Origin of the sequence: Streptomyces inhibens (assembly GCF_022221585.1) — a bacterium.
Taxonomy (GTDB): domain Bacteria; phylum Actinomycetota; class Actinomycetes; order Streptomycetales; family Streptomycetaceae; genus Streptomyces; species Streptomyces inhibens.
Genome location: NZ_CP084681.1, coordinates 4,392,888 through 4,419,789, shown reverse-complemented (window position 1 = coordinate 4,419,789; position 26,902 = coordinate 4,392,888). Strand labels below are relative to the sequence as shown.

Annotated in this window: 22 protein-coding genes; 14 read left to right on the top strand and 8 right to left on the bottom strand. The window is 71.6% G+C overall.

The annotated features are described in order from the left end of the window. Positions 1–78 precede the first annotated feature (78 nt). Both KI385_RS20060 and KI385_RS20055 read left to right on the top strand, forming a co-directional pair. On the top strand, positions 79–2,157 hold the full coding sequence (locus KI385_RS20060; protein ID WP_238573547.1) for a serine/threonine-protein kinase: 2,079 nt from the start codon (positions 79–81) through the stop codon (positions 2,155–2,157). A gap of 188 nt (positions 2,158–2,345) precedes the next feature. Continuing rightward, the gene (locus tag KI385_RS20055; protein WP_238573545.1) at positions 2,346–4,730 is read left to right on the top strand and encodes a protein kinase; all 2,385 of its coding nucleotides are present in this window, start codon (positions 2,346–2,348) and stop codon (positions 4,728–4,730) included. A 22-nt stretch (positions 4,731–4,752) separates the two neighbouring features. On the opposite strand, the gene KI385_RS20050 is transcribed toward KI385_RS20055, so the two are convergent. From KI385_RS20050 to KI385_RS20040, 3 genes are all read right to left on the bottom strand, one after another. Then, positions 4,753–5,940 (bottom strand): winged helix DNA-binding domain-containing protein, encoded by a 1,188-nt coding sequence (locus tag KI385_RS20050; RefSeq protein WP_238573544.1) that lies wholly within the window; start codon positions 5,938–5,940, stop codon positions 4,753–4,755. Positions 5,941–6,053: 113 nt separating this feature from the next. Continuing rightward, a complete protein-coding gene (locus KI385_RS20045; protein ID WP_238573543.1) occupies positions 6,054–6,344 on the bottom strand; it encodes a sensor histidine kinase in 291 nt (96 codons plus the stop codon). Continuing rightward, positions 6,307–7,848 carry a class I adenylate-forming enzyme family protein gene (locus KI385_RS20040; protein ID WP_238573541.1) on the bottom strand — a complete coding sequence of 514 codons (1,542 nt, stop codon included), beginning with the start codon at positions 7,846–7,848 and terminating at the stop codon, positions 6,307–6,309. The genes KI385_RS20045 and KI385_RS20040 overlap by 38 nt, the downstream gene beginning before the upstream one ends. Positions 7,849–7,990: 142 nt before the next feature. Here KI385_RS20040 and KI385_RS20035 point away from each other — a divergent pair, with 142 nt between their 5' ends. The 4 genes from KI385_RS20035 to KI385_RS20020 all read left to right on the top strand — a co-directional run bounded on the left by KI385_RS20035 (position 7,991) and on the right by KI385_RS20020 (position 12,292). Then, on the top strand, positions 7,991–9,187 hold the full coding sequence (locus KI385_RS20035) for an amidohydrolase family protein (protein ID WP_238573540.1): 1,197 nt from the start codon (positions 7,991–7,993) through the stop codon (positions 9,185–9,187). Continuing rightward, positions 9,187–10,380, top strand: coding sequence for an acyl-CoA dehydrogenase family protein (locus KI385_RS20030; RefSeq protein WP_238573538.1), 1,194 nt, complete (start codon positions 9,187–9,189; stop codon positions 10,378–10,380). Before KI385_RS20035 ends, KI385_RS20030 begins: the two co-directional genes overlap by 1 nt. 8 nt (positions 10,381–10,388) lie before the next feature. Beyond that, positions 10,389–11,345 carry an acyl-CoA dehydrogenase family protein gene (locus KI385_RS20025; RefSeq protein WP_238577764.1) on the top strand — a complete coding sequence of 319 codons (957 nt, stop codon included), beginning with the start codon at positions 10,389–10,391 and terminating at the stop codon, positions 11,343–11,345. A gap of 473 nt (positions 11,346–11,818) precedes the next feature. Beyond that, positions 11,819–12,292 carry an ATP-binding protein gene (locus KI385_RS20020; protein ID WP_238573537.1) on the top strand — a complete coding sequence of 158 codons (474 nt, stop codon included), beginning with the start codon at positions 11,819–11,821 and terminating at the stop codon, positions 12,290–12,292. A 274-nt stretch (positions 12,293–12,566) separates the two neighbouring features. Here KI385_RS20020 and KI385_RS20015 read toward each other — a convergent pair whose 3' ends face one another. Then, complete coding sequence (locus tag KI385_RS20015; protein WP_238573536.1) at positions 12,567–13,493, bottom strand: cyclase family protein; 927 nt, start codon at positions 13,491–13,493, stop codon at positions 12,567–12,569. An 82-nt stretch (positions 13,494–13,575) separates the two neighbouring features. Between KI385_RS20015 and KI385_RS20010 the strand changes: the two genes are divergently transcribed. The 4 genes from KI385_RS20010 to KI385_RS19995 all read left to right on the top strand — a co-directional run bounded on the left by KI385_RS20010 (position 13,576) and on the right by KI385_RS19995 (position 18,379). After that, positions 13,576–14,481 (top strand): SDR family oxidoreductase, encoded by a 906-nt coding sequence (locus KI385_RS20010; protein WP_238573535.1) that lies wholly within the window; start codon positions 13,576–13,578, stop codon positions 14,479–14,481. A gap of 199 nt (positions 14,482–14,680) precedes the next feature. Next, a complete protein-coding gene (locus tag KI385_RS20005; protein WP_238573534.1) occupies positions 14,681–15,871 on the top strand; it encodes an acyl-CoA dehydrogenase family protein in 1,191 nt (396 codons plus the stop codon). Further along, complete coding sequence (locus KI385_RS20000; RefSeq protein ID WP_238573533.1) at positions 15,871–16,941, top strand: Zn-dependent alcohol dehydrogenase; 1,071 nt, start codon at positions 15,871–15,873, stop codon at positions 16,939–16,941. The genes KI385_RS20005 and KI385_RS20000 overlap by 1 nt, the downstream gene beginning before the upstream one ends. Before the next feature lie 91 nt (positions 16,942–17,032). Next, a complete protein-coding gene (locus tag KI385_RS19995) occupies positions 17,033–18,379 on the top strand; it encodes an MFS transporter (RefSeq protein WP_238573531.1) in 1,347 nt (448 codons plus the stop codon). 58 nt (positions 18,380–18,437) lie between these two features. Here the strand turns inward: KI385_RS19995 and KI385_RS19990 are convergent, their stop codons facing one another. Continuing rightward, positions 18,438–19,673 carry an RICIN domain-containing protein gene (locus KI385_RS19990; protein WP_238573530.1) on the bottom strand — a complete coding sequence of 412 codons (1,236 nt, stop codon included), beginning with the start codon at positions 19,671–19,673 and terminating at the stop codon, positions 18,438–18,440. Between the two features lie 581 nt (positions 19,674–20,254). On the opposite strand from KI385_RS19990, the gene KI385_RS19985 reads away from it, so the two are divergent. Continuing rightward, positions 20,255–20,689, top strand: coding sequence for a hypothetical protein (locus KI385_RS19985; protein WP_238573529.1), 435 nt, complete (start codon positions 20,255–20,257; stop codon positions 20,687–20,689). A gap of 58 nt (positions 20,690–20,747) precedes the next feature. On the opposite strand, the gene KI385_RS19980 is transcribed toward KI385_RS19985, so the two are convergent. Continuing rightward, complete coding sequence (locus KI385_RS19980) at positions 20,748–21,380, bottom strand: flavin reductase family protein (protein WP_238573528.1); 633 nt, start codon at positions 21,378–21,380, stop codon at positions 20,748–20,750. Positions 21,381–21,583: 203 nt separating this feature from the next. Here KI385_RS19980 and KI385_RS19975 point away from each other — a divergent pair, with 203 nt between their 5' ends. After that, positions 21,584–22,168, top strand: coding sequence for an RNA polymerase sigma factor (locus KI385_RS19975; RefSeq protein ID WP_238573527.1), 585 nt, complete (start codon positions 21,584–21,586; stop codon positions 22,166–22,168). Next, positions 22,165–22,839, top strand: a complete 675-nt coding sequence (locus KI385_RS19970) for a hypothetical protein (RefSeq protein ID WP_238573526.1) — start codon at positions 22,165–22,167, stop codon at positions 22,837–22,839. Before KI385_RS19975 ends, KI385_RS19970 begins: the two co-directional genes overlap by 4 nt. 85 nt (positions 22,840–22,924) lie before the next feature. Here KI385_RS19970 and KI385_RS19965 read toward each other — a convergent pair whose 3' ends face one another. Together KI385_RS19965 and KI385_RS19960 are read right to left on the bottom strand one after the other, a co-directional pair. Beyond that, on the bottom strand, positions 22,925–23,821 hold the full coding sequence (locus KI385_RS19965) for an enoyl-CoA hydratase/isomerase family protein (RefSeq protein ID WP_238573525.1): 897 nt from the start codon (positions 23,819–23,821) through the stop codon (positions 22,925–22,927). Between the two features lie 43 nt (positions 23,822–23,864). Then, positions 23,865–26,159 (bottom strand): acetate--CoA ligase family protein, encoded by a 2,295-nt coding sequence (locus tag KI385_RS19960; RefSeq protein WP_238573523.1) that lies wholly within the window; start codon positions 26,157–26,159, stop codon positions 23,865–23,867. Between the two features lie 264 nt (positions 26,160–26,423). On the opposite strand from KI385_RS19960, the gene KI385_RS19955 reads away from it, so the two are divergent. Continuing rightward, on the top strand, positions 26,424–26,876 hold the full coding sequence (locus KI385_RS19955; RefSeq protein ID WP_238573522.1) for a DoxX family membrane protein: 453 nt from the start codon (positions 26,424–26,426) through the stop codon (positions 26,874–26,876). The last annotated feature ends 26 nt before the right edge of the window (positions 26,877–26,902 follow it).

The following is a 26,902-nucleotide window of genomic DNA, read 5'->3' as shown; positions in this document are numbered from 1 at the left end:
GGTTGTCCGAGTTGGGCCAGTTTGGTGATCGATGGGAAGTCGAAGCTGCCAACTCGGCTGGATTGCAGAGGGGATTCAGTGGGCGACGAGGTCGAGATGGACGGCAAGGAGGGCAGGCTGCTCGCCGGCCGGTACCGGCTCGCCGATGTTCTCGGCCGGGGTGGCATGGGCACCGTCTGGCGGGCACGCGACGAGGTCCTGGGCCGTACGGTCGCAGTCAAGGAACTGCGCTTCCCGGGCGGGGTCGAGGAGGACGAGAAGCGTCGTCTGATCACCCGCACGCTGCGCGAGGCCAAGGCGATCGCCCGGATCCGGAACAACGGCGCGGTGACGGTCTATGACGTGGTCGACGAGGACGACCGGCCGTGGATCGTGATGGAGCTGGTCGAGGGCCGCTCGCTCGCCGAGGTCGTCCGTGACGACGGCCCGCTCACCCCGCGCCGCGCCGCCGAGGTGGGCCTTGCCGTGCTCGACGTGCTGCGCTCCGCGCACGGCGAGGGCATCCTGCACCGCGATGTGAAGCCGTCCAACGTCCTGATGTCCGACGACGGCCGGGTCGTGCTGACCGACTTCGGTATCGCCCAGGTCGAGGGCGACCCCTCCGTGACCTCGACGGGCATGCTCGTCGGCGCCCCCTCCTACATCTCCCCCGAGCGCGCCCGCGGCCACAAGCCCGGCCCGCCGGCCGACATGTGGTCGCTGGGCGGTCTGCTGTACGCCTGCGTCGAGGGCGTCCCGCCGTACGACAAGGGTTCGGCGATCGCCACGCTGACGGCGGTGATGACCGAGCCGGTCGAGCCGCCGAAGAGCGCCGGCGTACTGGAAGAGGTCATCTACGGCCTGCTGGTGAAGGACCCGGCGAACCGGCTCGACGACGCCGGCGCGCGGGCGCTGCTGCTGGACGTCATCCACGCCCCCGAGGCCCAGGCGCCGGAGCCGCCGGCCGACGCGACCCGGGCGATGGCGCTGCCGACGGTCCCCGAGGAGCGGGTGGCGCCGAAGCCCAAGGACACGCCGAAGCCGAAGGCGGCCCCGAAGTCGCGGGTGGCGCGGGGGCCGAAGGCGAAGCCGGCCGCCCCGGTGGCCGAGCCGGCCGCCGGGGCCGGGAAGAAGGCCGGTGCGAGCAAGGCGGGCGCGAGCAAGCCGGCGGCTGCCAAGGCCGGCGCCGCCAAGGCCGCGGCGACGAGTGCGCCGGAGCGGACCGAGCGCCCGCGGCAGGACGCCAAGGGCTCGGGCGGTTCGGGAGCGGGCCGTCCGGCGGGCGCCCGCCCCGGCTTCGACGCCGACGCGGCCAAGGAGCGGATGCGCGGCGCCCTGCAGTCCGTACGCAACGCCGCGGCCACCGCGGCGGCCCGTTCGGAGTCCAGACCCGGTGACGGGAACCGTCCGTCCGTCCCGCGCGCGTCGGTGACCGATGTGGTCCCGCGCCGCACGCTGATCATCGTGGCCGTGGTCGTCGCACTGGCCGTACTGGGCACGATCCTGGCCATCGCCCTGAGCGGCGGCGACACGAGCGGCACGAGCGGCAAGTCGGCCGCCAAGCATGACAAGGCGTCATCGTCGTCCGCGGCCCGGACGAAGCCCTCGACGGACTCGGCCGAAGCGGGCGGCGACGCGGCGAAGGACCGGCCCGCCCCCTCGGGCCCGCAGTCGCCGAGCGCCGGCCCGGCCGACGACAAGGGCAAGGACGGCAAGGCGCTGCCCGACGGCTTCGCCGAGCTCTCCAACGGCTCGTTCCACTTCCGTATGGCGATGCCCAAGGGCTTCAAGCAGACCGATACGGCGGGAGAGAACTCCGGCGCCATCTACAGCGCCTCGGGCGGCTTCCCGCGGGTCCAGGTCGACTACAACGCCAAGCCCGGCACCGACGCGGCGGCCGCATGGCGCAGCCTGGAGCCGGCCGTGCGCAGCTCCACCGAGGACTACCACCGCATCAGCATCAAGTCCGTGAAGTGGCGGAACTATCCGACGGTCGCGGACTGGTCGTTCACGCGGAAGCAGGACGGCGAGAAGGTTCGGGTCCTTGACCGCGGGTTCCGGGCCGATGACCAGCACGGTTACGCCATCATGATCACGTGCAAGGCGGACGCCTGGTCGGACAAGGCGTGCCAGGAGCTGATCGCGACCGCGTTCAAGACCTTCACGGTGAAGGACTGAGACGGCGCGCGTCGTGGCCGAGGGGGCCGCAACCGCCCGTGCGGGCACGTATCGTGAGACATCTGAGACATCGAGGGCCGTACGCATCCGCAATCGGCGGGAATACGACCGGAAGTGACCGGAGGCGTCAGCGCCGATGGGTGGCTCCGGCGCGACGGTAGAGACAGCGCGCGCTGCGGGGAGGCGTCGTGGACGAGTACGCGGGAAGGGTGCTCGCCGAGCGTTACCGCCTGCCGTTGCGCCCGCTCGGCGACGACGACTTCACCCAGACCCGGGCGTTCGACACGTACAGCGGGCAGGAGGTCCTGCTCCGTCAGGTGCCGCTGCCGGAGGTCGTGGAGGCGGAGGTCGTGGGGGCGGAGGCGGCCGGGTTCGCCGAGGGGGGCTCCGGCGGGGGGCACTTCGGCGGTACGCGGGCGACGAGGGTGGCGGGGACGTCGGGCGGCGCCGACCGCAGCCCCAAGGACCCCGCAGTACGACGCGCCCTGGAGGCCGCCACGACCGCGGCCCAGCTGCCCGATCACCCCCGGCTGGAGCAGATCTTCGACGTCTTCGCGCAGGACGGCAGCCTGTGGATCGTCGGCGAGCTGCTCACCGCCCGTCCGCTGTCCGCGCTGCTCGCCGAGCGGACGCTGTCCCCGCACCGCGCCGCGGAGATCGCGGCGGATCTGCTGACCGCGCTGCGTGTGCTGCACGGGGACGGCTGGCTCCACCGCAACATCACCACCCGTACGGTCCTGGTCTGCGACGACGGCCGGGCGATCCTGACCGGGCTGGCGGCGGGCGCGGCCCAGGAGGCGCTGTGCGGATACGATTCGCCGCCCGCGGTCGAGACCCCGCAGAACGAGACCCCGCAGAACGAGACTCCGCAGGCCGAGTCCGCAGCGGCCGTTGTCGCCACAGGCGCCGCGGCCAAGGCCTCCCTGGCCAAGGCCTCCCTGGCCAAGGCCTCCCTGGCCAAGGCCTCCCTGGCCAAGCCCGCCCCGGGCGACGGCGCCACCACCACTGCCACCACGGCCACCACTGCCACCGCTGCCGCCCCCGCATACGGCCGCCCCACCGCCGGGCTCGCCGCCGAACGGGCGCGGCAGGCGCGGCTGACCGTCATCGGCCCGGTCACCGAGCGTTGGGCGCCGGAGCAGGCCGGCCCCGTCCACGAGAACCGGCAGTCGGCGCCGCCGGTCGGCCCGGCCACCGATCTGTGGGCGGTCGGCGCGCTGCTGTTCCGCGCGGTGCAGGGGCATCCGCCGTTCCCCGAGGACAGCGCCGTGGAACTGGCGCAGCTGGTCTGTTCGGAGCCGCCCGCGGTCGCCGAGGAGTGCGGGGCGCTGCGGCCCGTCGTCGAGTCCCTGCTGCGTCAGGACCCCGCCGACCGGCCGGACTTCGAGCAGCTGCGCGGCCGGCTGCGCTCGCTGATCCGTACGGCGCCGGAACCGGCGGCGGGCAGCCGTCTGGTGACGATGCCGGCGCTGGAGCGGGGGACCGATCCGCGGCGGCTGCCGATCGTGCGGCGGCGCGGCGAACTCGTCCGTAAGGGGCGGCACAAGAAGAGCCGGACGGCCCGGGGCGCGGGGCAGCCGCAGGCGGTATCGACGATCGCGCAGGCGCCCGTCGCGCGGCCGCCGGGCCCCCGCCGTACGCCGGGCCCGGAGCAGACCGGCCCGGCCGCGCCGCCGCGGCTGCCCCGCCCGCCGAAGCAGCCGAAACCGCTCCGGCAGCCCAGACCGGCCCGGGCGGCCCGGCCCGCCAGGCCGCCCAAGCCCGCCGGACAGGCCAGGGCTTCGGCCCGGGACCCCTACGAGCAGCAGATGCTGGGCCAGGTCAGCCTGGAGGCGGGCCCGCGGCAGGCCCGGCCGGCGCGTGCCCCGCGCAACCTCGGCCGGCTGCTGCTCACCACGATCCTGCTTCTCCTCGTCGGCGCGGTGATCTACGCGATGGCGTTCCTGCCGAAGGCCGGACAGGGTTCCAAGGCCGGGCAGCGCGGCGCGGACCGTACGGGCACATCGGGTGCGGCGCCCGGCGGCAGCCCCACACCGTCCGGCCAGGACGGCGACCGGGGAGGCGAGCGGAACGGCGGCTCGGCGGGCACCGGAGCGCCGCAGACCACCGCGCCGGCGGATGTCGCCAAGGGCTTCGAGGTACGTACCGACCCCAAGGGTTTCCAGGTCGCGGTCCGCAAGGGCTGGCAGCGGCGCGGTGCGGACGAGCGGGGCCAGGTGCGGTACGTCGGCGGGGACTACGAGCTGGTGATCGTGCCCGGCCGCGACACGACGGCGCGCTTCGGCACGGACCCGATGGCGTATCTGCAGAACAAGGAAGCCGAGCTGGCGCCGTACCGCACCTCCAGCTGGGCCTCGGCCTCCGGCCTGCGGCGGATCGACGTCGGCAAGACGGCGATGGCGGAGGGCACCTTCACCTGGCGCGACAGCAGCGGACGCGAGGTCTATGTGCGTAATCTCGCGATGATCCACGAGGGCCGCTACCACCTCGTCCTGGCGATCGGCCCGGACAACGACCGCCGTGCGGTGGACCAGCTGTACGAGCAGGCGACGAGCGCGTACCGCCCCGCCTGAGGCGGACGCATCGGGCGGCGGCCTACCCGCTCAACTTCCGCTCCAGCGGCGTCCGGAACCGCGGGGTGACACGGACCTCGCCGACCCAGGACGCCAGCCGGGCCGCCTCGGCGGCAACTGCCGCGGCGGCCTCGCTGCCGCCGTCGTCCGTGAGCAGCCGCCAGACGATCTCGCCGTCGGCGCGCTGGGCCCAGCCGCCGATGATCCGGCCGTTCCACCACACCGTCGGCCCGATGTTGCCGCTGCGGTCGAAGAGGTGCGGTACGTGGTCCGGGTCGAGGTACCAGTCGCGGGCCTTCCAGCCCATCGCGGTGGGGTCGAGGCCGGGCAGCAGCGCGGCCCAGGGCTCGGGCGCGGGGACCGGTTCGAGGTCGTCGGGCAGCGCCAGGCCGGTGGTGCCGTCGTCCAGCGTCACCTCGACGGCGTCGGTGGCGGCCACCGCGCGGCGGGTGTCGGTGAGCGTCCAGCCTGTCCACCACTTGAGGTCCTCGACGGTCGCCGGGCCGTATGAGGCGAGCCGGCGGCGGGTGAGCGCGGCGCGTGCCTCGGGGGCCGGCGGCGCGGGCAGGTCGGCGAACGCGGTGCCGGGCGTCCAGCGGAAGGAGCTGCTGGTCCAGCCACCGCGCGGGCGGCCGCGCCGGATCCGTCCCTCGGCGGCCAGCACCCGCAGAATCCGGCTGGAGACGGCGACCGTCGCCTCGTACGGCTTGCCGGGCGAGACCACGATGGTGTCGCGCAGGTCGGGCACCTCGGCGGCGAGCTCGGCCGCGGTCGCCTCCCCGCGCGCGGCCAGCGCCGCCAGCGTCTTCGCCTCGACCTGGGCCAGTCGCCGCCGATCCCATCCCGGGGCGCCGTCGAGGACCCATGTGACCATCCCGGCCCGCTCCTTGGCGGCGATCGCCTGCCCGGTGGAGGAGGCGACGACCGGCGCGAGTGCGGCGCCGACCGCGAAGAGGGTGCGGCGCATGCACAGCAGCCGGACCAGCGAACGGTCGGTGTAGAGCGCGCGCTCCACGTCGGCGGGGTCCGGCACGGTCAGCCGGGCGCAGGCGGCCAGGTGGACGGTCGCCGGGTCGCTGGCGTGCAGCCCCACGACCGCGTCGGCGACCTCTTCGGTACGGGCCGCCCGGCAGTCGGGCGCGAGCAGCTGCCGCCGCCCGAGGCGGGCGCGGCGCCCGGCGGTGTCGATACGGGGTCGGGAGTGGCTCATGCGGTGACCGTACGGGGTGAGGAGGACAGCGGATGTCCGCATGGGCGCGTCCATGGTGGCCACGGCGGACGGGCGGTGACCCGGCCGCCCCGGCGTCCGCGTCCCACGACGGGCTACCGACCGCGGGCGGGGAGCTTGAGGAGGAAGCGGGCGCCGCCGCGCGCGCTGGTCTCGACGGTGAGAGTGCCGCCGTGGGCCTGGGCGACCGAGGAGGCGATGGACAGACCGAGGCCGGTCGATCCGGAGCCGCTGCGGAACCGTTCGAACAACGAATGCGCCAGGGCGGGGGGTACGCCGGGACCCGCGTCGTCGACGGCGATCGTGCCGTCGGCGGTCACGGTCAGCTCGACCTCGGCGGGGCGGCCCTCAGCCGGCTCCCCTCGGGGCCGGTCCCGTCCCACCACCCCCGAACCGCTCCCGCAGCTCCTGCTTGAGCACCTTGCGCAGTGTCGCCCCGCGCGGCAGGGCGGCCAGCACCTCCAGCTGTTCGGGGATCTTGTGTGGGGCCAGGCCCTGGCCGAGGAGGTGTGTCCGCACCGCGTCGAGCGTCAACTCCCTTGCGTTACCAGGCTGTTCGAGGACCGCGCAGACCCGTTCGCCGCGCTCGGCATCCGGCAGTCCGATGACCGCGGCGTCGGCCACGTCCGGGTGCCGGTGGAGCAGCTCCTCGATCTCCTGGGCGGAGATGTTCTCGCCCTTGCGGATGATGATGTCCTTGAGGCGGCCGGTGATCACGAGGTGGCCGGTGGGGGTGAGGTGGCCGAGGTCGCCGGTGGGCAGAAAGCCGTCGGCGTCGAACGGGGTGGGCTCGTCGAGGTAGCCGCGGCAGACGGCCGGGCCGCGCAGCGAGATCTCCCCGCTCCCGGGCGCGATCCGGATCTCCATCCCGGCGGGCGGCCGGCCGTCGGTCGTCGCGAGCAGTTCGGGGCTGTCGTGCGGATCGCCCATGGTGACCATCGGGGCCTCGGTCATGGCGTAGCCGTGGGTGAGCCGGCAGCCGAGTTCGGCGACGACTTCGTGGTACAGGTCGGGCGGCTTGGGCGCGCCGCCGCCGGCCAGCAGCCGCAGCGACGGCAGCAGCCGCTGCCCCGGCGGCAGCTTGCGCTGTTCGGCCAGGAAGAGGGCGTAGAAGGCGGTGGAGCCGCCGGCGACGGTGACGTGGTGGCGCCGGTAGGCGGCGAGCGAGCCGGGCAGGGAGAAGTGCTCCAGCAGGAGGGCCGGGATGCCGTGCAGCAGAAGCATGACGGTGTAGTCGGGGCCGGCGACATGGGCGTACGGGAAGGCCATCGAGCCGATGTCGGACGGGTCGAGGCGCAGCGCGTCGGCCAGGCAGCGGCCGGCCGTGCGCAGGCTGTGGTCGGTGTGCAGGACGCCCTTGGGGCCGGCGGTGGTGCCCGAGGTCCAGTAGATCCAGCGGACCGCGTCGGCGTCGGTGGGCGGTGGGGGCAGTACGGCCGGGTCGCCGTCGGGGAGGGTGTCGTACGCCTCGATGACGGTGAGCGGGCCGGGCAGTCCGGCGGCCAGGCGGTGAGCCATCGCACGGTGGTCGAAGCCGCGCCAGATGCCGGGGACGGCGAGGAACGCGGCGTGGGTGCGGCGCAGCACCTGGCCCACCTCGTGGTCGCGGTAGAGCGGGACGACCGGGCTCTGGAGGGCACCGATACGGGCCAGCGCCAGGCTGAGCAGCACGGTCTCGATCCGGGTCGGCAGCTGCCAGACGACCCGGCTGCCGGGCCGTACGCCCAGGTCGTGGAGGCCGGCCGCGACCCGTTCCGCGCGCCGGCGCAGTCCGCCGAAGGTGATCAGGCGCTCGTGCCGGGCGGACTCGGCCCCCTGGATGAGGGCGGTGGCCCCGGGCGTGCGGGCGGCGCGCCACGCGACCAGGTCCCAGAGGGTGGTGCCGGTCATCTGCCCCTCCCGTTGACTGACGCTACGTCAGATTCCGGGCCGAGGTTAGAGGCCCGCGCCTTGTCGGTCCAGAGGGTCCGGGTCTAGCCTCCTTCTGACGGGTCATCAGATTCGTGGTGAGGGGACAACGATGGGGAACCCGATGGAACTACCGCGCATCGTCAGCGTCGACGACCATGTGATCGAGCCCGCGCACCTCTTCGAGACCTGGCTGCCGAAGAAGTACCAAGACCGCGGGCCCAGGCCGCTGACCGCGGGGATCGGCGAACTCGCGTACGTCGGGGGGAAGTACCAGATCACCATGGACCCGGACGGGCCGCCCGCCGACTGGTGGATCTACGAGGACCTGAAGTTCCCGTACAAGCGCAATATCGCCGCCGTCGGCTTCGACCGCGACGACATGACGCTGGAGGGCATCACCCGCGACGAGATGCGGCGCGGCTGCTGGGACCCGGCCGAGCGGCTCAAGGACATGGACCTCAACCACGTCGAGGCGTCCCTCTGCTTCCCGACCTTCCCGCGCTTCTGCGGCCAGACCTTCGCCGAGGCGCAGGACAAGGAGGTGGCCCTCGCCTGTGTGCGCGCGTACAACGACTGGATGGTGGAGGAGTGGTGCGGCGGCAGCGGCGGCCGGCTCATCCCGCTGTGCATCATCCCGCTGTGGGACATCGATCTCGCGGTCGCCGAGATCAAGCGCAACGCGGCGCGCGGTGTGCGGGCCGTGACCTTCTCGGAGATTCCCACCCATCTGGGCCTGCCGTCGATCCACTCCGGCTACTGGGACCCCTTCTTCGCCGTCTGCCAGGAGACCGGCACGGTCGTCAATATGCACATCGGGTCCAGCTCCCAGATGCCGGCCGCGTCCCCGGACGCACCGCCCGCCGTCCAGGCGTCGCTCAGCTTCAACAACGCCATGGCCTCGATGATGGACTTCCTCTTCAGCGGCGTCCTGGTGAAGTTCCCGCGCCTCACACTCGCCTACTCCGAAGGCCAGATGGGCTGGATCCCGTACGCCCTGGAGCGCGCGGACGACGTCTGGGAGGAGCACCGCGCCTGGGGCGGGGTACGCGAGCTGATCCCCGAGCCGCCCTCCACGTACTACTACCGCCAGATCTTCTGCTGCTTCTTCCGCGACAAGCACGGGGTGGCGTCCCTGGACACCGTCGGCCGGGACAACGCCACCTTCGAGACCGACTACCCACACGTCGACTCGACCTTCCCGCACACCAAGGAGGTCGCCCTCGACCATGTGAAGGGCCTGGACGACGAGACGGTCTACAAGCTGATGCGCGGCAACGCCATCCGCATGCTCGGCCTGGATCTGGACCGGGACCGGTAGTGGACCTCACGTACACGGAGGAAGAGGAAGACTTCCGGGCCCGGCTGCGCGAGTGGCTCGCCAAGGTGCTGCCGGGGCTCCCGCCGAAGCCCGCGGCGATCGACTGGCCCGGCCGGCGGGCGTACGACGCGGCCTGGCAGCGGATGCTGTACGACGCCGGATACGCGGGCCTGCACTGGCCGCGGGACGCCGGCGGACAGGGCGCCACCCCCACCCAGCACCTGATCTTCCTGGAGGAGACGGAGCGCGCCGGAGCGCCCTATGTCGGCGCGAGCTTCGTCGGGCTGCTGCACGCCGGGCCGACCATCGCCGCCGAGGGCACCGCCGAACAGCGCGCCCGCTGGCTGCCGCCGATCCTGCGCGGCGACGAGATCTGGTGCCAGGGCTTCAGCGAACCGGACGCCGGGTCCGACCTCGCCGCGCTGCGCACCCGCGCGGTCCGCGACGGGGACACGTATGTGGTCAGCGGCACCAAGATCTGGACCTCGCACGCGGAGGTCGCCGACTGGTGCGAACTCCTGGTCCGCACCGACCCGGCCGCGCCCCGGCACCGCGGCATCAGCTGGCTGGCGATGCCCATGGACGCGCCCGGCGTGACGGTCCGGCCGCTGCGCACCCTCGCCGGATCGACGGAGTTCGCCGAGGTGTTCCTCGACGAGGTGCGGGTGCCGGTCGGCAACCGCGTGGGCGCGGAGAACGACGGCTGGCGGGTCACGATGGTGACCCTGTCCTTCGAGCGCGGCACCGCCTTCGTCGGCGAGGTGGTGGCCTGCCGCCGGGTGCTCGGCGCGCTCGCCCGTACGGCCCGCGCCAACGGCCGCTGGGACGATGCGGTGCTGCGCCGCAGACTGGGCCGGCTGAGCGCGGAGTTCGCGGCGCTGTGGCGGCTGACCCAGTGGAATGTGAGCGAGGCCATGGGGGTCCCCCCTGCTCGGGCGAAGTCGAGAGCGTGGGGGAGCGGCGGGGGCGTCCCAGGGGTCGGCGGCTCGGTCTTCAAGCTGCGCTATTCGCACGCCCGCCAGGAGCTGTACGACGCGGCGGCCGAGGTGCTGGGCGCCGGCGCGCTGGACGCGGACCACGCCTGGGTCGCCGACCGGCTGTCCTCCCTCTCGTACACCATCGCGGCCGGCACCTCGCAGATCCAGCAGAACATCGTCGCCGAGCGGATCCTCGGCCTGCCGAAGGGGCGGTGACCGGGCCGGTGGACTTCCAACTCACCGATGACCAAAGGGTGTTGCGGGCGGCGACGCGGGAGCTGCTGGCCGGCCGGTTCGACCGGGACCGGCTGCGCGCCTCGGTCGACGATCCCGCGCTGGACCGTGCGCTGTGGCAGGAGCTGGGCGCGGCCGGATTCTTCGCGCTACGGCTGCCGGAGGAGGCCGGCGGGGTGGGCCTCGGGCTGCCGGAGGCGGTGCTGGTCTTCGAGGAGGCCGGGCGGGCGCTGCTGCCGGGGCCGCTGGTGGCCTGCCAGTTGCTGGCCGGAGTGGTGGACGGGGTCGCGACCGGCGAGAAGATCGCCGGGCTGTGCGACGGCGCGGGCGAGCCGTGGCTGTGGGAACACCCGGCCGAATGCGATGAGTTGATCGTGGCGGACGGGGGCGGACAGGGGCGCACGGGCGGTGCATACCGGAGCGCGCCGGACCAGGTGACCTGCGCCCCGATGGCCTCCGTCGACCCGCTCACCCCGCTCGCCCGCGTCACGGACCTGCCGCGCGGTGAGCCGCTGCCCCTGGACGTGCCCCGGCTGCGCCGCGAGGCCGCGCTGCTCACGGCGGCCCAGCAGCTGGGCAGCGCGGCCCGCACGGTCGAGATGGCGGTCGGCCACGCCCGCGAGCGTGAACAGTTCGGCGTCCCCGTCGGCTCCTTCCAGGCGGTCAAGCATCTGTGCGCGCAGATGCTCGTACGTGCGGAAATCGCCCGAAGTGCGGTATATGCGGCGGCGGTGACGGAGAGTGTTCTCGATGTCACGGGCGCCAAGTTGCTCGCCGACGAGGCCGCGGTGCGTAACGCACGGGATTGTCTGCAGGTCCACGGGGGGATGGGCTTCACCTGGGAGGCCGATGTCCATCTGCATCTCAAGCGGGCCTGGTTGCGGGCCGAGTGCTGGGGTGTGGCGAGCGAGGCGGAAGAACTGCTGGCGGCGGCCTTGGTCGACTGAAGGCGGGTGCGCGAGGGCTGTGGGGACGGTGCGCGGTGGGCGGCGATGTCAGACTCTGGCAACCGGTGTGCGAAATGTCGGACTCACCACACAGAAGTGGTCACGGAGGGTCGATATCGGGTTGTGTCCTAGGCGTGACTCGTCACAGGGGGGAGTCGGCGTTCCGCTCGGGTACGCTCCGTTGGGTGCGAGTGCTTCTGTGGCGCAACGGACCCGGTGTCGTCGGAATGACGGCTCCGGGGTACGGACTGCGCGCCGCTCGCCTCGGGCCAGGGCCCGGTAATCCCCCTTGTTCGACTCCCCGCAAAGTGCGTCGCACAGTATGCCGCACGCATACTCCCTTGCGCTGGAATATGCCCGAAGCGCTTGTTGGGGTGACTGAACGTCAACCATGCTGTGCATCGACGGGGTCACGCACCGTGACTTCGTGGAGGCGCGAGGCGATGTTTCCGCCGGTTCGGATGGTGTGAGCGGTGCAGGTGCTTCAGGTGCAGTTGGACGTACGGCCCGACCCCGCGGAGGTGGGGCGAGCCCGACGATGGGCCCGGTCGCGGCTCGTGGGGTCAGGTATAGGGGCCGACGAACCCCTTGCGGAGACGCTGATCCTGCTGATCTCCGAGCTTGTCACCAACGCCGTGGTGCATACCGGCGCGGCGGCCGAGCTGCGGATGTGCTTCTCCGGGTCGGGTGCCGTGGTCGGAACGGTCCGCGTGGAGGTGGTGGACGCCAGCGGCCGCCCGCCGCGCCAGCGGCATGCCGACGGTGACGACACCAACGGCCGCGGGCTGGAACTGGTCGACGGCCTCGCCGACCGCTGGGGCTGGCAGCAGGAGGGCGCCGGTAAGCGGATCTGGTGCGAGGTGGACCGCGGCCAGCCGCTGTTGATGGTGGCGGGGGCCGATCTGGGGGCGTATGAGCCCCATTGCGCCATGACAAATCGGGCGTAACGAAATTTAGTCCAGACCAGGTGTTGACGTGGCGTGCCCGGTTGATCACTCTTGGATGGAGCGATTCGCTGTGAGGGGACGCCGAGGTCGTGGGGGGAACCGGGATTCCGGTCCGGGGCCTCGACGAGTGCGGATCGTGGCCCGGTTGGGGGTCCCCCGGCGGTAGCCGGGGAAGGGTGGCGGTCCGCGGTGCCGTGCTCGGGGCGCGCATGAGCGCACCGCCACCCGGCCGGCCGGCCGTTGACGGCCATGGTCGGCGGGCGCCCCGGCCGCGTCAGAGGATCGCCACGGGGGCGACCGGTGTGCCGGACCCCCCGACGAACGGTTCGGCCATCGCGGACAGGAAGAACGCGAAGCGGCCCTCCTGCGCACAGGCCGTCGACAGCTCCTCCAGGTTCCAGTTCTGGCCCTGGAGCATGCCCATCTCGACCAGATCGAGCGCATGTACGGGCAGCCACAGATTCTCGATCTCCGGCGGGAAGATCTCGAACGTCAGGGTGTCGTTGGCGACCGCCGCGACATCGCGGGCGTGGAACCACTCCGGGGTGCGCACCGACAGTCCGGGTGAGGGGAACGCGTACGCCTGCCGGTCGCCGGCGAGATAGTGCTGCAACTGCCCGGTCCGTACGAGGACGATGTCGCCGGCCCGGACCGTCGTTCCGGCCAGTTCCTCGGCGGCGTCCAGGTCCTCCGGCGTGACGGCGTGCCCGCCGGGCAGCCGGTCGGTGCCCAGCGCGCGGGCCACGTCCAGGAGGACGCCGCGGGAGGCGATCGGGGTGGCCTTCTCGATGCCGAGGCGGGTGGCGCCGTGATGCGCGGTGACCGAGTCGGCGGGGCGGTTGTTGTAGAGCCGCCCGGAGTGCGAGACATGGGTGAGGCCGTCCCAGTGGGTGGCGGCCTGAAGGCCCATGGTGACCGCGTCGTCCGAGGTCGCGACCGTACCGGGGCCGAAGATCTCCTGATTGATGGCGGTCATGGTGTGCAGCGGGTTGACCCGGCCGGGGATCATTCCGGTCTGTACGCCGTCCTGCTGGAGCGGGAGTGCGAGCGGGATGCGGCGGCCGCTGCGGACGCAGCCGGCGGCCTCCCGTACGACCCGGTCGGTGATCAGGTTGAGGGTGCCGATCTCGTCGTCCGCCCCCCAACGCCCCCAGTTGTTCACGCGTTTGGCGATGTCGTGGAACTCCTGCGGCAGGGGCATGGCGGCCTCCGGGGTCTTGTGTTTGACTCGCGTCTGCCCAAAAATCTAACGGTCCGTCAGAAAGTGCGGGAAGGGGCGCGGCATGGGGAACTTCTTGGCCGGCAAGGTGGTGGCCGTCACGGGCGCGGGACGGGGCATCGGGCGTGCCGTCGCGCTCGCCTGCGCCGCGCACGGCGCACGGGTCGTGGTCAACGATTACGGCGTCTCGATCGAGGGCGGAGAGCCGAGCAGCGAGATCGCCGACGCGGTGGTCAAGGAGATCGAGGCGGCGGGAGGCGTCGCGACCGCGGTCGCCGACGATGTGTCCACCATGGCCGGCGGCCAGCGGATCGTGGACACCGCGCTGGCGCAGTACGGGCGGATCGACGGTGTGGTGTGTGTGGCCGGGATCCTGCGGGAGCGGATGCTCTTCAACATGTCCGAGGACGAGTGGGACCCGGTGGTCGCCACCCATCTGAAGGGGACGTTCACGGTGTTCCGGGCGGCGGCCGCGGTGATGCGGCGCCAGGGATCCGGCACCCTTGTGGGCTTCACCAGCGGAAACCATCAGGGGTCGGTGTCCCAGGCCAACTACGCGTCCGCGAAGGGCGGGATCATCTCGCTGGTGCGGAGCGCCGCGCTGGGCCTGCACAAATACGGAGTGACCGCCAACGCGGTGGCGCCCGTCGCACGGACGCGGATGTCGGCGAATGTGCCGATGGAGCTGAAGGAGATCGGCGAGCCGGAGGATGTGGCGGCGTTCGTCGTCTATCTGCTGAGCGAGCGGGCCCGGGAGGTCACCGGGCAGGTCTATACGGTCGCGGGTCCCAAGATCGCGGTGTGGGCCCAGCCGAGGGAACTGCGTTCCGCTTATGCCGACGGGGGGTGGACGCCTGAGAAGGTCGCCGACGTGGTGGGGGGTTCGGTCGGCACCGACCCCATGCCGATGCTGGCGCAGCTGTCGGCGATGGCGGCCGCGGCGGCGGCGAAGGCGCGGCCCAACCAGTAGGTGGACTGCCCGTGTTGCCGGGTGCGGCGCCGTTGTTTTCTTTTGGCCGCTGCGCGGGGCTGTTGGGGTGCGGTGACGGGCCTCCGGGGCCGGTGTGGGGGACTGCTTCGCTTGACGTCCCCCACACCGGCCCCTCCGGCCCGTCCCCTCCCGTGGGTGGGTGGATGAAGGCTGGTGGGGGCGGGCGTGGGAGGTTGGCGTGGACTTCGATTTCGGGGCCGGGGACGAGGAGTTCCGGGCGGAGGCCCGGGAGTGGCTCGAGGGGCATCTCGTAGGTGCGTACGCCGAGTTGGCGGGACGGGGCGGCCCCGGGAGCGAGCATGAAGGCGCCGAGGCCCGTCGCGCGTGGGAGCGGGAGCTGGGGCGTGGTGGATGGATCGGGCTCGGGTGGGACCGTGCGGAGGGCTCGTACGGCAATCGTGCGGCGAGTCTGACGCAGCAGGTGGTGTGGGCCGAGGAGTATGCGCGGGTCAGGGCGCCGGGACGGGTGGGGCACATCGGGGAGAACCTGCTGGCGCCGACGCTGATCGCGTATGGGGACGAGGCGCAGCGGCGGCGGTTTCTGCCGGCCGTCGCGCGGGGTGAGGAGCTGTGGTGCCAGGGCTACAGCGAGCCGGACGCGGGATCGGATCTGGCCGGGGTGCGGACGGTGGCGGTCCGGGACGGGGCCGGGTACCGGATCAGCGGGCAGAAGATCTGGACCTCGCTGGCCAGGGAGGCCGACTGGTGCTTCGTGCTGGCGCGGACCGATCCGGGTGAGCGGCGGCACCGGGGGCTTTCGTTCCTGTTGGTGCCGATGGATCAGCCGGGGCGGATAGAGGTGCGGCCGATCCGGCAGATGTCGGGGACGGCGGAGTTCAACGAGGTGTTCTTCGACGGCGCGGTGGCCGGGCATGTGGTCGGCGGGGAGGGGGCCGGCTGGCGGGTCGCCATGGGGCTGCTGGCGCTGGAGCGCGGGGTGTCCACGCTCGTGCAGCAGATCGGGTTCGCCGCGGAGCTGGCGGAGGTGGTGGCGGCCGCGGTCCGTGGCGGAGAGCTGCGGGACCCGGTGCTGCGCGATCAACTCGTACGGCAGTGGGCCGAGTTGAAGGTCATGCGGTGGAACGCGCTGCGGACCTTGGGTGCGGCCGGCGACGCGGGCGCACCGAGTGTGGCGAAGCTGCTGTGGGGCGGCTGGCATCAGCGGCTCGGGGAGCTGGCGATGCGGGTGCGGGGGGCGGCGGCCGCGCTGGGGCCCGTCGACTGGACCGCGCGGGCGCCGTACGAACTGGACGCGTCGCAGCGGCTGTTCCTGTTCACCCGGGCCGACACCCTCTACGGCGGCTCGGACGAGATCCAGCGCAACATCATCGCCGAGCGTGTGCTCGGCCTGCCCAGAGTGGAGCGGTGATGAGAGGCGTCATATTCGACGGCGAACAGCCCCGGGTCGTGGACGATCTGGAGGTGCGGGATCCGGGACCGGGCGAGGTGCTGGTCGGGATCCGGGCCGCGGGGCTGTGCCACAGCGATCTGTCGGTGATCGACGGGACCATTCCGTTTCCGGTGCCGGTGGTGCTGGGGCATGAGGGCGCGGGCGTGGTCGAGGCCGTGGGCGCGGGCGTCGGCCATGTGGCGCCGGGCGATCATGTCGCGCTGTCGACGCTGGCCAACTGCGGGGCGTGCGCGGAGTGCGACCGGGGGCGGCCGACGATGTGCCGGAAGGCGATCGGAATGCCGGGGAAGCCGTTCCGGCGCGGCGGGACCGAGCTGTTCAACTTCGCGTCGAACTCGGCGTTCGCGGAGCGTACGGTCGTCAAGGCCGTGCAGGCGGTGAAGATCGCCGAAGACATACCGCTGACATCGGCGGCGCTGATCGGGTGCGGGGTGCTGACCGGCGTCGGGGCGGTGCTCAACCGGGCGAAGGTGGACCGCGGGGACTCGGTGGTGGTCATCGGGGCCGGCGGCATCGGGCTGAACGTCCTGCAAGGGGCGCGGATCGCCGGGGCGTCGACGATCGTGGTGGTGGATGCCAACCCCGCGAAGGAGACGGTGGCGCGGCAGTTCGGGGCGACGCACTTCATCGATGCGTCGGCGACGGGGGACAGCGCGAAGGCGGTGAAGGAGATCCTGCCGACCGGCGCCGACCATGCCTTCGAGTGTGTGGGCAGCACCCGGCTGATCCGGCAGGCGATCGATCTGCTGGACCGGCACGGCCAGGCGGTGCTGCTCGGGGTGCCGCCGGCCACCGCAGAGGCGTCGTTCCTGGTGTCGTCGATGTATCTGGACAAGTCGATCCTGGGGTGTCGTTACGGGTCGGCGCGGCCGCAGCGGGACATCGCGCTGTACGCCCGGCTGTACCGCGAAGGGCGGCTGCTGCTCGACGAGCTGGTGACCAGGACGTATCCCGTGGAGGACTTCGCGAAGGCGGCGGACGATGCGCATCATGGGCGGGTGGCACGGGGCGTGCTGACCTTCGGGTAGCGGCTCCCCTCAGGCCCCCTGGCCCGATCCTGACGAACCCTGACCTTCTGGCCACTCGTTCCGTCGGGGGGTGACGGACGATGCTGCTCCGGTGACCCAGACACCCGAACTACCGCTCCGTGCGGCGGACCCCGCCCCTGCCCCCGTGCCCCGCCGCCGGCGCCCGCACCGGGCCTGGTCCGTCGCCGCCGTCACCTTCCTCACGATCATCGGCGCGGCCGGTTTCGCCTCCCTCCCCGGCCTGCTCATCGACCCGCTGCACGCCGAGTTCCACTGGTCGCGCGGCACCATCGGCTTCGCGGTGTCGGTCAACCTCGCGCTCTACGGACTGACGGCGCCGTTCGCCGCCGCCCTGATGGACCGGTTCGGCATCCGGCGGGTGGTCGCCGTGGCCCTGATGGTGATCGCGACCGGCGCCTGGCTGACCGTCTTCATGACCACCAGCTGGCAACTCGTCCTGCTGTGGGGCGTGTTGGTCGGGCTGGGCAGCGGTTCGATGGCGCTGGCCTTCGCCGCGACGGTCACCGGCCGCTGGTTCGTCGAGCGGCGCGGACTGGTCACCGGCATCCTCACCGCGGCCGGCGCCTCCGGTCAGCTGGTCTTCCTCCCCCTCCTGTCCTGGATCGTCGACCGCCACGACTGGCGGCCGGCCGCGGTGACCGTGGCGCTCGCCGCGCTCGCCGTCGTCCCGCTGGTGTGGCTGCTGCTGCGCGACCACCCGGCGGATGTGGGCCTCGCGCCGTACGGGGCGACGGAGTTCGTGCCCAAGCCGCCGCCACAACGGGGCGCGGCCCGGCGCGCGGTGCGGGCGCTCGTCTCAGCTGCCCGTACGGGTCCGTTCTGGCTGCTGGCCGGCACCTTCGCGATCTGTGGCGCCACGACGAACGGCCTGGTCAAGACGCACTTCGTGCCTGCGGCGCACGACCATCACATGCCGATGACGGCGGCCGCCTCGCTGCTCGCGGTGATCGGCATCTTCGATATCGCCGGAACCATCGCCTCCGGCTGGTTCACCGACCGCTTCAACATCCGCCGGCTGCTCGCCGTCTACTACGGCCTGCGCGGACTGTCGCTGATGTTCCTGCCGCTGCTGCTGTCCGACACCGTCCATCCGCCGATGGTCTTCTTCATCGTCTTCTACGGCCTCGACTGGGTGGCCACCGTCCCGCCGACCATCGCCCTGTGCCGTGAGCACTACGGCGAGGACAGCGCGATCGTCTTCGGCTGGGTGCTCGCCGCCCACCAGGTGGGCGCCGCCCTGATCGCTTTCCTGGGGGGCCTGGCACGCGACGCCTTCGGCACGTACGACCCGGTCTGGTACGCCTCCGGCGCGCTCTGCGCCGTCGCGGCCCTGATGGCGCTGGTCATCCGGCAGCGGCGCGAGGGGGCGGGAGAGAGGGATGGCCGGTCGGTGGGAGACGGGATGGCTGCCGCGTAGGCCGTTGGGGGGTGAGGCTGTTTCCTCACCCCCACGTCGCCGACTGGACCCGGCTAATTCACTGCGGGGTACCGGCGTTGGTCAGGCTTGCCCGGCATCCGGCATCGGGGGAGTCCGTAGTGCACTTGATCAGGCTGCTGTACTTGCCGTCGACACCTTCGATGGGCTTGGTGGACGTGCCCTGGCCGGTCCATGTGCGGCCCAGGTCGTTGGTGATCGTCCAGGTGCCGGTAACGGTCTTGTACGCCAGAGCGCGTGCCACCCATGCCTTCTGGCCGGGGGGAACGGTGATCGAGACACTGCTGCCTGACGTTGCGGTCGTGGTCCGGCTCTCGCTCCAGGTGTGCGAGTACTGCGCGGAGATCTCGGCCTTAACGGGGCTCGTCTGACTGTTTGTGCCGACCGATACGCTGACGCCGACGGTGTTCGAAGAGCCGATGGTGTCCGCTACAGACTGCGCCCAATTCATGCTGCATGTCATGTCTCCACCCGATGGGCCGCTTGCGTTCTCACAGAAAGGGCTTGAGCCGCCCTGATCACTGGAAACGGAAACCACCTGGTAGGGCCCGGATGTGGCCGGCTGAGATGTGGAGTCGGTGATGCTGTATTTGGCTTCCTTGATGGTGCTGGATCCCTTGTCGAACTGCTTCAGGGCGTACAGGGTGGCCAGGCGGTCGAGAACGGACGACGGCGCGGCCTGCCCGGGGGTTATTCCTGTGGGGTGCCATGCCTGGCCGGTACCACCGGTGTGACAGCCGTAGAGCTCCATGGGGCCTCCCCCGTCCCCGCTGGCCATGCGCTGGGCATCCAGACAGTTGTCGTTGCTCACGCTCCGGATACGGTAGTTGCCTTGGTCGTCCTCTTTGTGTACGTAGAACTTCTGCGTGTCCGCGCCGGAACAGTCCCATATCTCGGGTTGGAAGATGGCTATATCCGACCTGGGGCGCTTGGACTCGACACACTTACCGGTGCCGTTGTTGACGATTTGAAAGCTCCCGTCGTCGTTGAGGCGAAAGCTCCACTGGCCCGAGGCACTGCCCGGTCGTGCGTAGAGCAGATTGCCGTTGGCTGACGATCCTTCGTCTTCCAGTCCTAGATGCAGGTTTGCGTTCATCAGTGTCGGCGAAAGGTCCAGACATCCGGTGACGGATGTCTGGTCGCACTGAGGGGCGTCCGCGTGGGCTGTTCCGGCGGCAAGAGGTGATGTCGCAATGCCCAGGCCGGTGAGGGCAAGCGCGAGGAGCGCAGTGGTGCCCCGTTGACGTGATCGGCGGTGAATCGGTTCAGCGATCATGATGTCGCGAGCTCCTTCGGCAGGCCGTCTTCGTCGGACCAGCCCTGGCGGCCGGCCCGCTGCCCCGCGGAGACGTCTCGAGCGGCCGAGGAGGGCACCACGGTGTGCCCCCTTGTTCCTCACGCGGGTCGGCACTCGCCCTGCCCCTGCTCGTTTTCTTCGGTCTGCCGCAGGTGCCGCCAAACGTAAGCTCGTGAGAGGGGTCTAACATCCGTCAACTGACCTAGGGTCGTTGGTTTTGGCTGCCGTTTTTGTTCCGCATGATCAGGCAATGGAGATGCGTGTCATGCCAGCGGCGGAATTCGCCAGGCAAGCGGTGGTCGAGTTGAAGCGCATCAACGAACGGACGGAGAGACTCCTGCGGATCAAGGCCACGCTCGAAGAAGCCGGACCCCGGCGCCGAACCGGTGCACGAGACCGTCGTATCGGAATCGCCCGATGCTGGCACCGTGCTGTCGGGCGTGGTTATCGAGCTACCGAAGGAAGCGACGCTGCCCCGAGCACGGGAGCCCGAGGGCGTCGGTCTCCAAGGCACAGGAGGTTGCGGCAAAGGAGGCTGCGCAAAGGCGAAGGGGAGAGCAATGAAGACCGCCAAAGCCATGTCCGCTCAGAGCAGGGCACAGGTGGCCGGCGCTACCCGTGTCGTCGCCCTTGCCAAGCTCCTCGACGACCAGCCGTGCATCGTGTCCGAGCTGACGAAGCTGCTGGGAGAAATGGATTCCGAGCGCAAAGAGCTCAAGGCTTCGGAAGCTGTTGTACGCAACTCATGGGAGAGCTCCCTCACTGCCATGGGCCGAGCTCACCGCGAAAAGCAGGGCCGAAACATTCACTGCTTCCACCCCCACCCCCGTTTTTCCCCGCCGCCCCCCTTCGGGAGGTGGGTGGCGGGTGTAGTGGTGTGGTTTGCGGCCACTCGCGAGCTGAAGTACCCCGAAGACCGAGAGCTGAGGTGGGGAAGGCCGTGGGGAGGAGCACGTCAGGACCACGAGGCCAAGTACCCGAAGGCCGCGAGCTGAGGCGCCCGAAGACCACGAGCTGAAGTTCCCGGACGTCACAAGGCGAAGTTCCCGGACGTCACAAGGCGAAGTTCCCGAAGGTGCCCCGGTGGAAGAGAAGTGGGCCGGACTCTGCCGCGGCCAGGTCGGTGCCGAGGGCGTCGACGCGGCCGACGACGATCAGGTGGTCGCCGCCGGTGTGCACCGCCTGGATCGTGCAGTCGATCCAGGCGGGGACCTCCGCAAGCCGCGGTGAACCGGTCGCCGGAGCCGGCCCGTAGGAGACGCCGGCGAACTTGTCGCCACCACTGACCGCGAATCCGCGGCAGAGCTCGCCCTGCCCGGCGCCGAGGATGTTGACGCAGAACACCCCGGCGCGGGCGATCCGCGGCCAGGTCGTCGACGTACGCGCCACCATGAACGTCACCAGCGGCGGGTCGAGGGAGAGCGAGGCGAAGGACTGGCAGGCGAAGCCCGCCGGGCCGGGCTCCCCGGGGGACGTGATGATCGTGACGCCGCTGGCGAAGTGCCCCAGGACGGAACGGAATTCGGCCGGGTCCAGGGGGGCGCGCTCGTCTTCGCGTACGGCGCGCAGGGCGGGTCTGGGCAGTGCCGCGGCGGGGTCGGTGGCCGGTGGGGCGGCCGTGGTCGGCGCGCCGACGGAGCGCAGGTACCGCACGGCCGTGGCCGCCATTCCAGCGTGTCCCATCATGACGTCAATTGAATCTGATGCTGCGTCAGTTGTGAAGTCGCAGGGAGCGGCGGCCACCCGCACGTGTGGTTTGCCGGTGGGCCGGGCCGATCTTCGGTGGTTTCGCGGGAGAGTGGGAGTGGATTCCTGATTGCGTGTCGTCCGCACGGGTAGCGTCCGGCACGGCCGCGCCCGTAGCCGAGCACGGGGGAGAGTTCCGGTACATGGCCGATGCGACACCGTCGTCAGCTTCGTCTGCCGCGTCACCCACCTTCGACGAGGTCTTCTGCGGGCTGTTGCCCCGGCTCTACCGGAGAGCGGTGATACTGGCCGGATCGAGACAGTCGGCGGAGGACGTGGTGCATGAGGCGTACCTCAAACTCGCCGCCCGCCCGCAGCGCTTCCTCGCCCATCCGGAGCCGTACGCCTACGCCTTCACCGCCGTGCTGAACGTAGCGCGTGACGCCTACCGCAAGGACCGGCGCCAGGTGCTGGTCGACGCGATGGAGGGCGTCGAGGAGGTCGGTGCGGGCGGTGGCGCCGGGGCGGGGCTCGGCGCGGGGCCCGGCGGATGGGACGGCGGAGTGGAGCGGCGGCATGCCGAGATCGAAGCGGTGCGTCTGCTGGGGCGGTTGTCGCACCGGCAGGCCGGCATCGTCATCCTCGTCGACCTCGACGGCTACACCATCGACCAGGCCGCGAAGATCATGAAGGTGCACCGTGGCACCGCCGCCCGGCATCGCGCCCGCGCGCTGGACAGGCTGCGCGCATACCTCGTTGAATCGGAGCACGGGCAGGCGGGGCGGTGAGCGGCACGGTGGGTGTGGGGCCACGGTACGACGGCGGCGTGGGCGGTACCGGCGGAGCGGGCGGCGGCGGCCGGGACTTCGGCGGTGGCCGGGGCGGCGGCGCCGGGGGCGACGCCGAGGCGCTGCTGCGCGCACGGCTGCGGCGCGCGGACGAAGAGATCGAGACACCGCCGGGCCTGTGGGACCGCATCAAGGAGCCCGACGCCCGGTCGGCGCCCGCCCTGGCCCCGTTGCCCCGTAGGCGGCCGTATGTGGTCGCGCTCGCGGTGGCGGCGGCGGTGGCAGCGGTGGCGCTGGGGGTGTGGTGGCTGGTGCGCCCCGGGCCCGTCACGTTGCGGCCGGCGGGGCCGCCCCCGACGGTGAAGATCACGGTCTACAACAGCGAAAAGGCCTGCCGCGCGGGCCGCTCCCTGGAGTGCGCGCTACGGCTGGCCAGGGACCCGCGCGCCGCGTACGCCGCGCGCGACAATGCCGCCGGCCGCGTCTGGCACGGCGATGACCTGTCGGCGCGCTGTGTGGTCACCGACGGCCGGATGGTCCGCGACGAAGCGGGCGTCACCTCCACCCGCTGGTATCTGGTCACCAGCGGGCAGGGGGTGCAGGGGTGGCTGCCGGGGGTGCGGACGCGTAACACCCGTGAAGTGCCGATATGTCCCGCCGGGGTGAAGTAGGCCCCGCCGGGGTGAAGTAGGCCCGCCGGAGTGAAGTAGCCCCGCCGGGGTGACGTAGACCCGTGGGGCGCTGGGAGGGTGCCGGTCACCGTCCCCGGTACGCCGCGCCGCGCCGCTCCACGAACGAGGCGACCCCCTCCTGCGCGTCCGCCGTCGTCATATTGATCTCCTGGGCGGTGGCCTCGGCGGCGAAGGCGGTGGCCCGGTCGGCGTCGAGCGAGGCGTTGACCAGCTGTTTGGTCAGGGCCAGCGCGCGGGTCGGACCGGCCGCCAGCCGCTCCGCCCACTCCCGGGCCGTCTTCGCCAACTCGCCGTCCGGGACCACCCGGTTGACCAGTCCCAGCCGCTCGGCCTCGGCGGCCGGTACGGCGTCCCCGAAGAACATCAGCTCCTTGGCGCGCTGCGGGCCGATCAGCCGCGGCAGGAGATAGGCGCCGCCGCCGTCCGGGACCAGCCCACGGCGGACGAACACCTCGATGAAACGGGCCGATTCGGCGGCCAGCACCAGATCGCAGGCGAGCGCGAGATGGGCGCCGATCCCGGCCGCTGTGCCGTTGACGGCGGCGATCACCGGCTTCTCGCAGTCCAGCACCGCGCCGATGAACCGCTGGGCGCCGCGTCGGATCATCCGGGCGACATCGCCGGCGACCCGCTCGCCCGTCGACGGTGAGCCGCGCAGATCGGCGCCGGCGCAGAAGCCCTTGCCGGTCGCGGTGAGGACGACGGCCCGTACGTCCGGGTCGGCCGAGGCGTCGGCGAGCAGGCCGATGATGTGTTCGCGCTGGTCCCAGGTGACGGCGTTCATCGCGGCCGGGCGGTTGAGCGTGATCCACAGAACGCCGTTGTCAGTGGTGTGCTGTACCAATGAATCGACGGGCTCGGCAGGGCCGGTGGGCTCGACGGGCTCGGCGGGTCCGGTGGGTCCGGTGGGCTCGACGGGCTCGGCAGGGGGAACGGAACCGGGGGACGGTGAGGGTGTCATGAGGGAGTGGCTCCAGAGGGTGCGGTCGGGTGCGTACGGGCGATTACGCCGTGCGGTGCGCAGGGTCGTGCATGCGCTCTCCATGGCAGACGGCGAGTGCGTCGAGCGCCACCGCACCCTGCCCACGAGGCAGGACCACCAGCGGATTGATGTCCAACTCGGCCAGTTCACCGCCCATTTCGAGAGCCATCCGCTGCACTCGCAGAACGACCTCGACGAGCGCGTCGATATCCGCGGGCGGTGCGCCGCGTACGCCGTCCAGGAGGGTGCGGCCGCGGAGTTCGCCGAGCATCGCGCGCGCCTGGTCCTCCCCGAAGGGCGGCACGCCCACCGCGACGTCCTGCAGAACCTCCACGAGCACCCCGCCGAGGCCGACTGTCACGGTCGGCCCGAAGAGGCTGTCGTGGGTGACGCCCACGACCATCTCCACACCCCGCTCGATCATCTGGCAGACCAGTACGCCGTCCAGCGGGACATCCTCGTAGCGCGCGATGTCGGTGAGCTCGCGGTAGGCGTCCCTGACCTGGCTGGCCGAGGTCAGCCCGACCTTGACCAGGCCGAGTTCGGTCTTGTGCGCCAGCTGCGGCCCGGAGGCCTTCATGACCACGGGATAGCCGACCAGGCTCGCCGCCCGTACGGCCGCCGCCGCGCTGGTCACCAGCTGTTCGCGCGGCACGCGGATGCCGTAGGCGCGCAGCAGCTGCTTCGCCGCGTGTTCGCTGAGCTGCTGGCCCGGGCGCATCAGGGCCTGCGCCTTGCGGGCGGAGGGGGAGAGCACGCGCGGGGCGTCGTCGAAGGGGGAGCGGTAGTCGGCGACGAAACGGTGGTGGTCGAGATAGGCGCGTACGGCGGTGATGCAGTTGGCGAAGGTGCGGAAGGTCGCCACCCGCGAGGAGCCGAGGAGGGTGCCGCGATAGGCGTCCTCCGTACCGACCGGCGAGCCCCACACCACACACACCAGCTTGTCGGTCCGCTCCGCCGCGTCCACCAGATCCTGGGCGAGCTTGTCGCTCATCGGCGGGAAGGGGCCGGTGATCGGGCAGATCAGTACGCCGATGGACGGATCGGCCAGAATCGCGTCGATGATCTTGCGGCCGCGCCAGTCGCCGACCGGGTGCCCGCCGTTGTCGATCGGATTGGCGACGCTGAGATAGTCCGGTATCCACTGGTGCAGTTCGGCCTGCTTGGCGTCGCCGAGGAGGGGCAGCCGCAGGCCCGCCGCGGTGGCCAGGTCGGAGAAGTGGGCGCCGGTGCCGCCGGAGATCGAATAGACGGCGATGCCCTCGGCGGTGGGCTTCTTGGCGCGGGCCAGCAGCGCCGCGGTGTCCTGCAACTCGTCGAGACCGTTCACGCGGATCACGCCGAACTGCCGCATCGCGGCGTCCACGACGCCGTCCGCACCGGTGAGCTTGCCGGTGTGTGAGGCGGCCATCCGGGCGCCGGTCTCGGTGCGGCCGACCTTGACGGCGACGACGGGGACCTTGTTGCGGGCGGCGCGGTCGGCGGCGAGCAGAAAGCTGCGGCCGTCCTTGAGGCCTTCCACATACGCGGCGATGGCGCCGACCTCGGGGCGGGTGGCGAAGTAGGAGAGGAAGTCGGCGGTCTCCAGATCGGCCTCGTTGCCGGTGGGGGCCCAGTGCGAGAGGCGGATGCCCAGTTCCTGAAGGGCGAAGACGGGCCGGCCCTGGTGGCCTGACTGTGTGATCAGGGCGATGGCCGGGCCGTCGAGGTCCGCACGGAACTTCTCGAAGGCGTTGAGGTTGGTGTTCGGACCGAGCAACCGCAGGCCGGAGCGTTCGACGGCCTCGGCCAGCCGCGCCTGGGCGGCCGCACCCTGCTCTCCGGTCTCGGCGAATCCGGACGCGAAGGCCACCGCGAACTTCACCTTGGCCTCGGCGAGTTGCTCGATGACCGGCAGCGGGTCGCCGACCAGCAGGACGGCGAGATCGACGGCTTCCGGCAGATCGGCGACGGTGGCGTGACAGGGCAGGCCGAAGACCTGGGTGCGCCCCGGATTGACGGGGTGGAGCCGGGCGCCGACGCGTTCCGCCCAGGCGATCAGCTGGCGGGTGATACCGGTGTTGGGGCGGCCCTCGCTGTCCGAGGCGCCGATCACGGCCACGGACCCGGGCCGGAAGAACCGGTCCAGGTCGGGCACCGGAGCGTGCAACGGCCGACCGCTGACATCCCGGTCGACCACGCCGTCGGCGCCCTGTCCGCCGCCGCGGCCGTGTGGTGCGCTCCTGCCGTGGACGGTGTGTGGTGGTTGCTCCCCACAGGCCACGACGCGGGCCGGCCGGGAGTGAGTGGTGAGGGTGCCGTGAGTCGATCCAAGCATCGCAGACGCCCGCTCCTGTGTGACGGCTCTCATTGACCTGACGCATAGTCAGATTACTGAACTGACGGCATGTCAGGAATGGGGCTGCAGGGGAAAGCTTGACCGGCGCCCCGGCGGGGCGGGTCGGGTCGGCCTCTTGCGCGGGGCGGGGCGGATCGGCTGAACTGACGTACCGTCAGCAAATGGTGAGCGGCGGGTGCGCGGGGAGCGCGGTGTGCGGCGCCGGCTTCGTGCGCCCGGTGCGGCAGTGGGAGGGCGTGCGCGATGCAGACGATCTGGCTCGGTGGGGCCGAGTGGCTGGCCGTGCTTCGCATCGGCCTCGGCCTGTGGTGGCTGGAGAGCTGGCGGCACAAGGACAAGAAGGGCTGGTTCGAGCGCGGTACGGGCATCGCGTGGGCGGCGGACGTGGCCGGCAAGCACCGTTGGGGTGTGGTGCGCAGTGGCTTCGACAAGGTCGTACGACCCCGGCCCAAGGTGATGGCATACGTCGTGGTCCATGCCGAACTCGCCCTGGGGCTCGGCCTCGTCCTCGGATTTCTCACCCCGGTCGCGCTGGTCGGGGGCCTGGTGCTCAACCTGCTCTATCTGGTGCTGATGATCCATGACTGGGCCGAGCAGGGGCAGAACGCGATGATGGCGCTGATCTCCCTTGTCGCACTGTTCGCGATGAGCTGGCAGACGTGGTCGCTGGACGATGTGGTGGGGGTGTTCCAGTGAGGGCGGGGGATGCGGGGGCTGGCGGT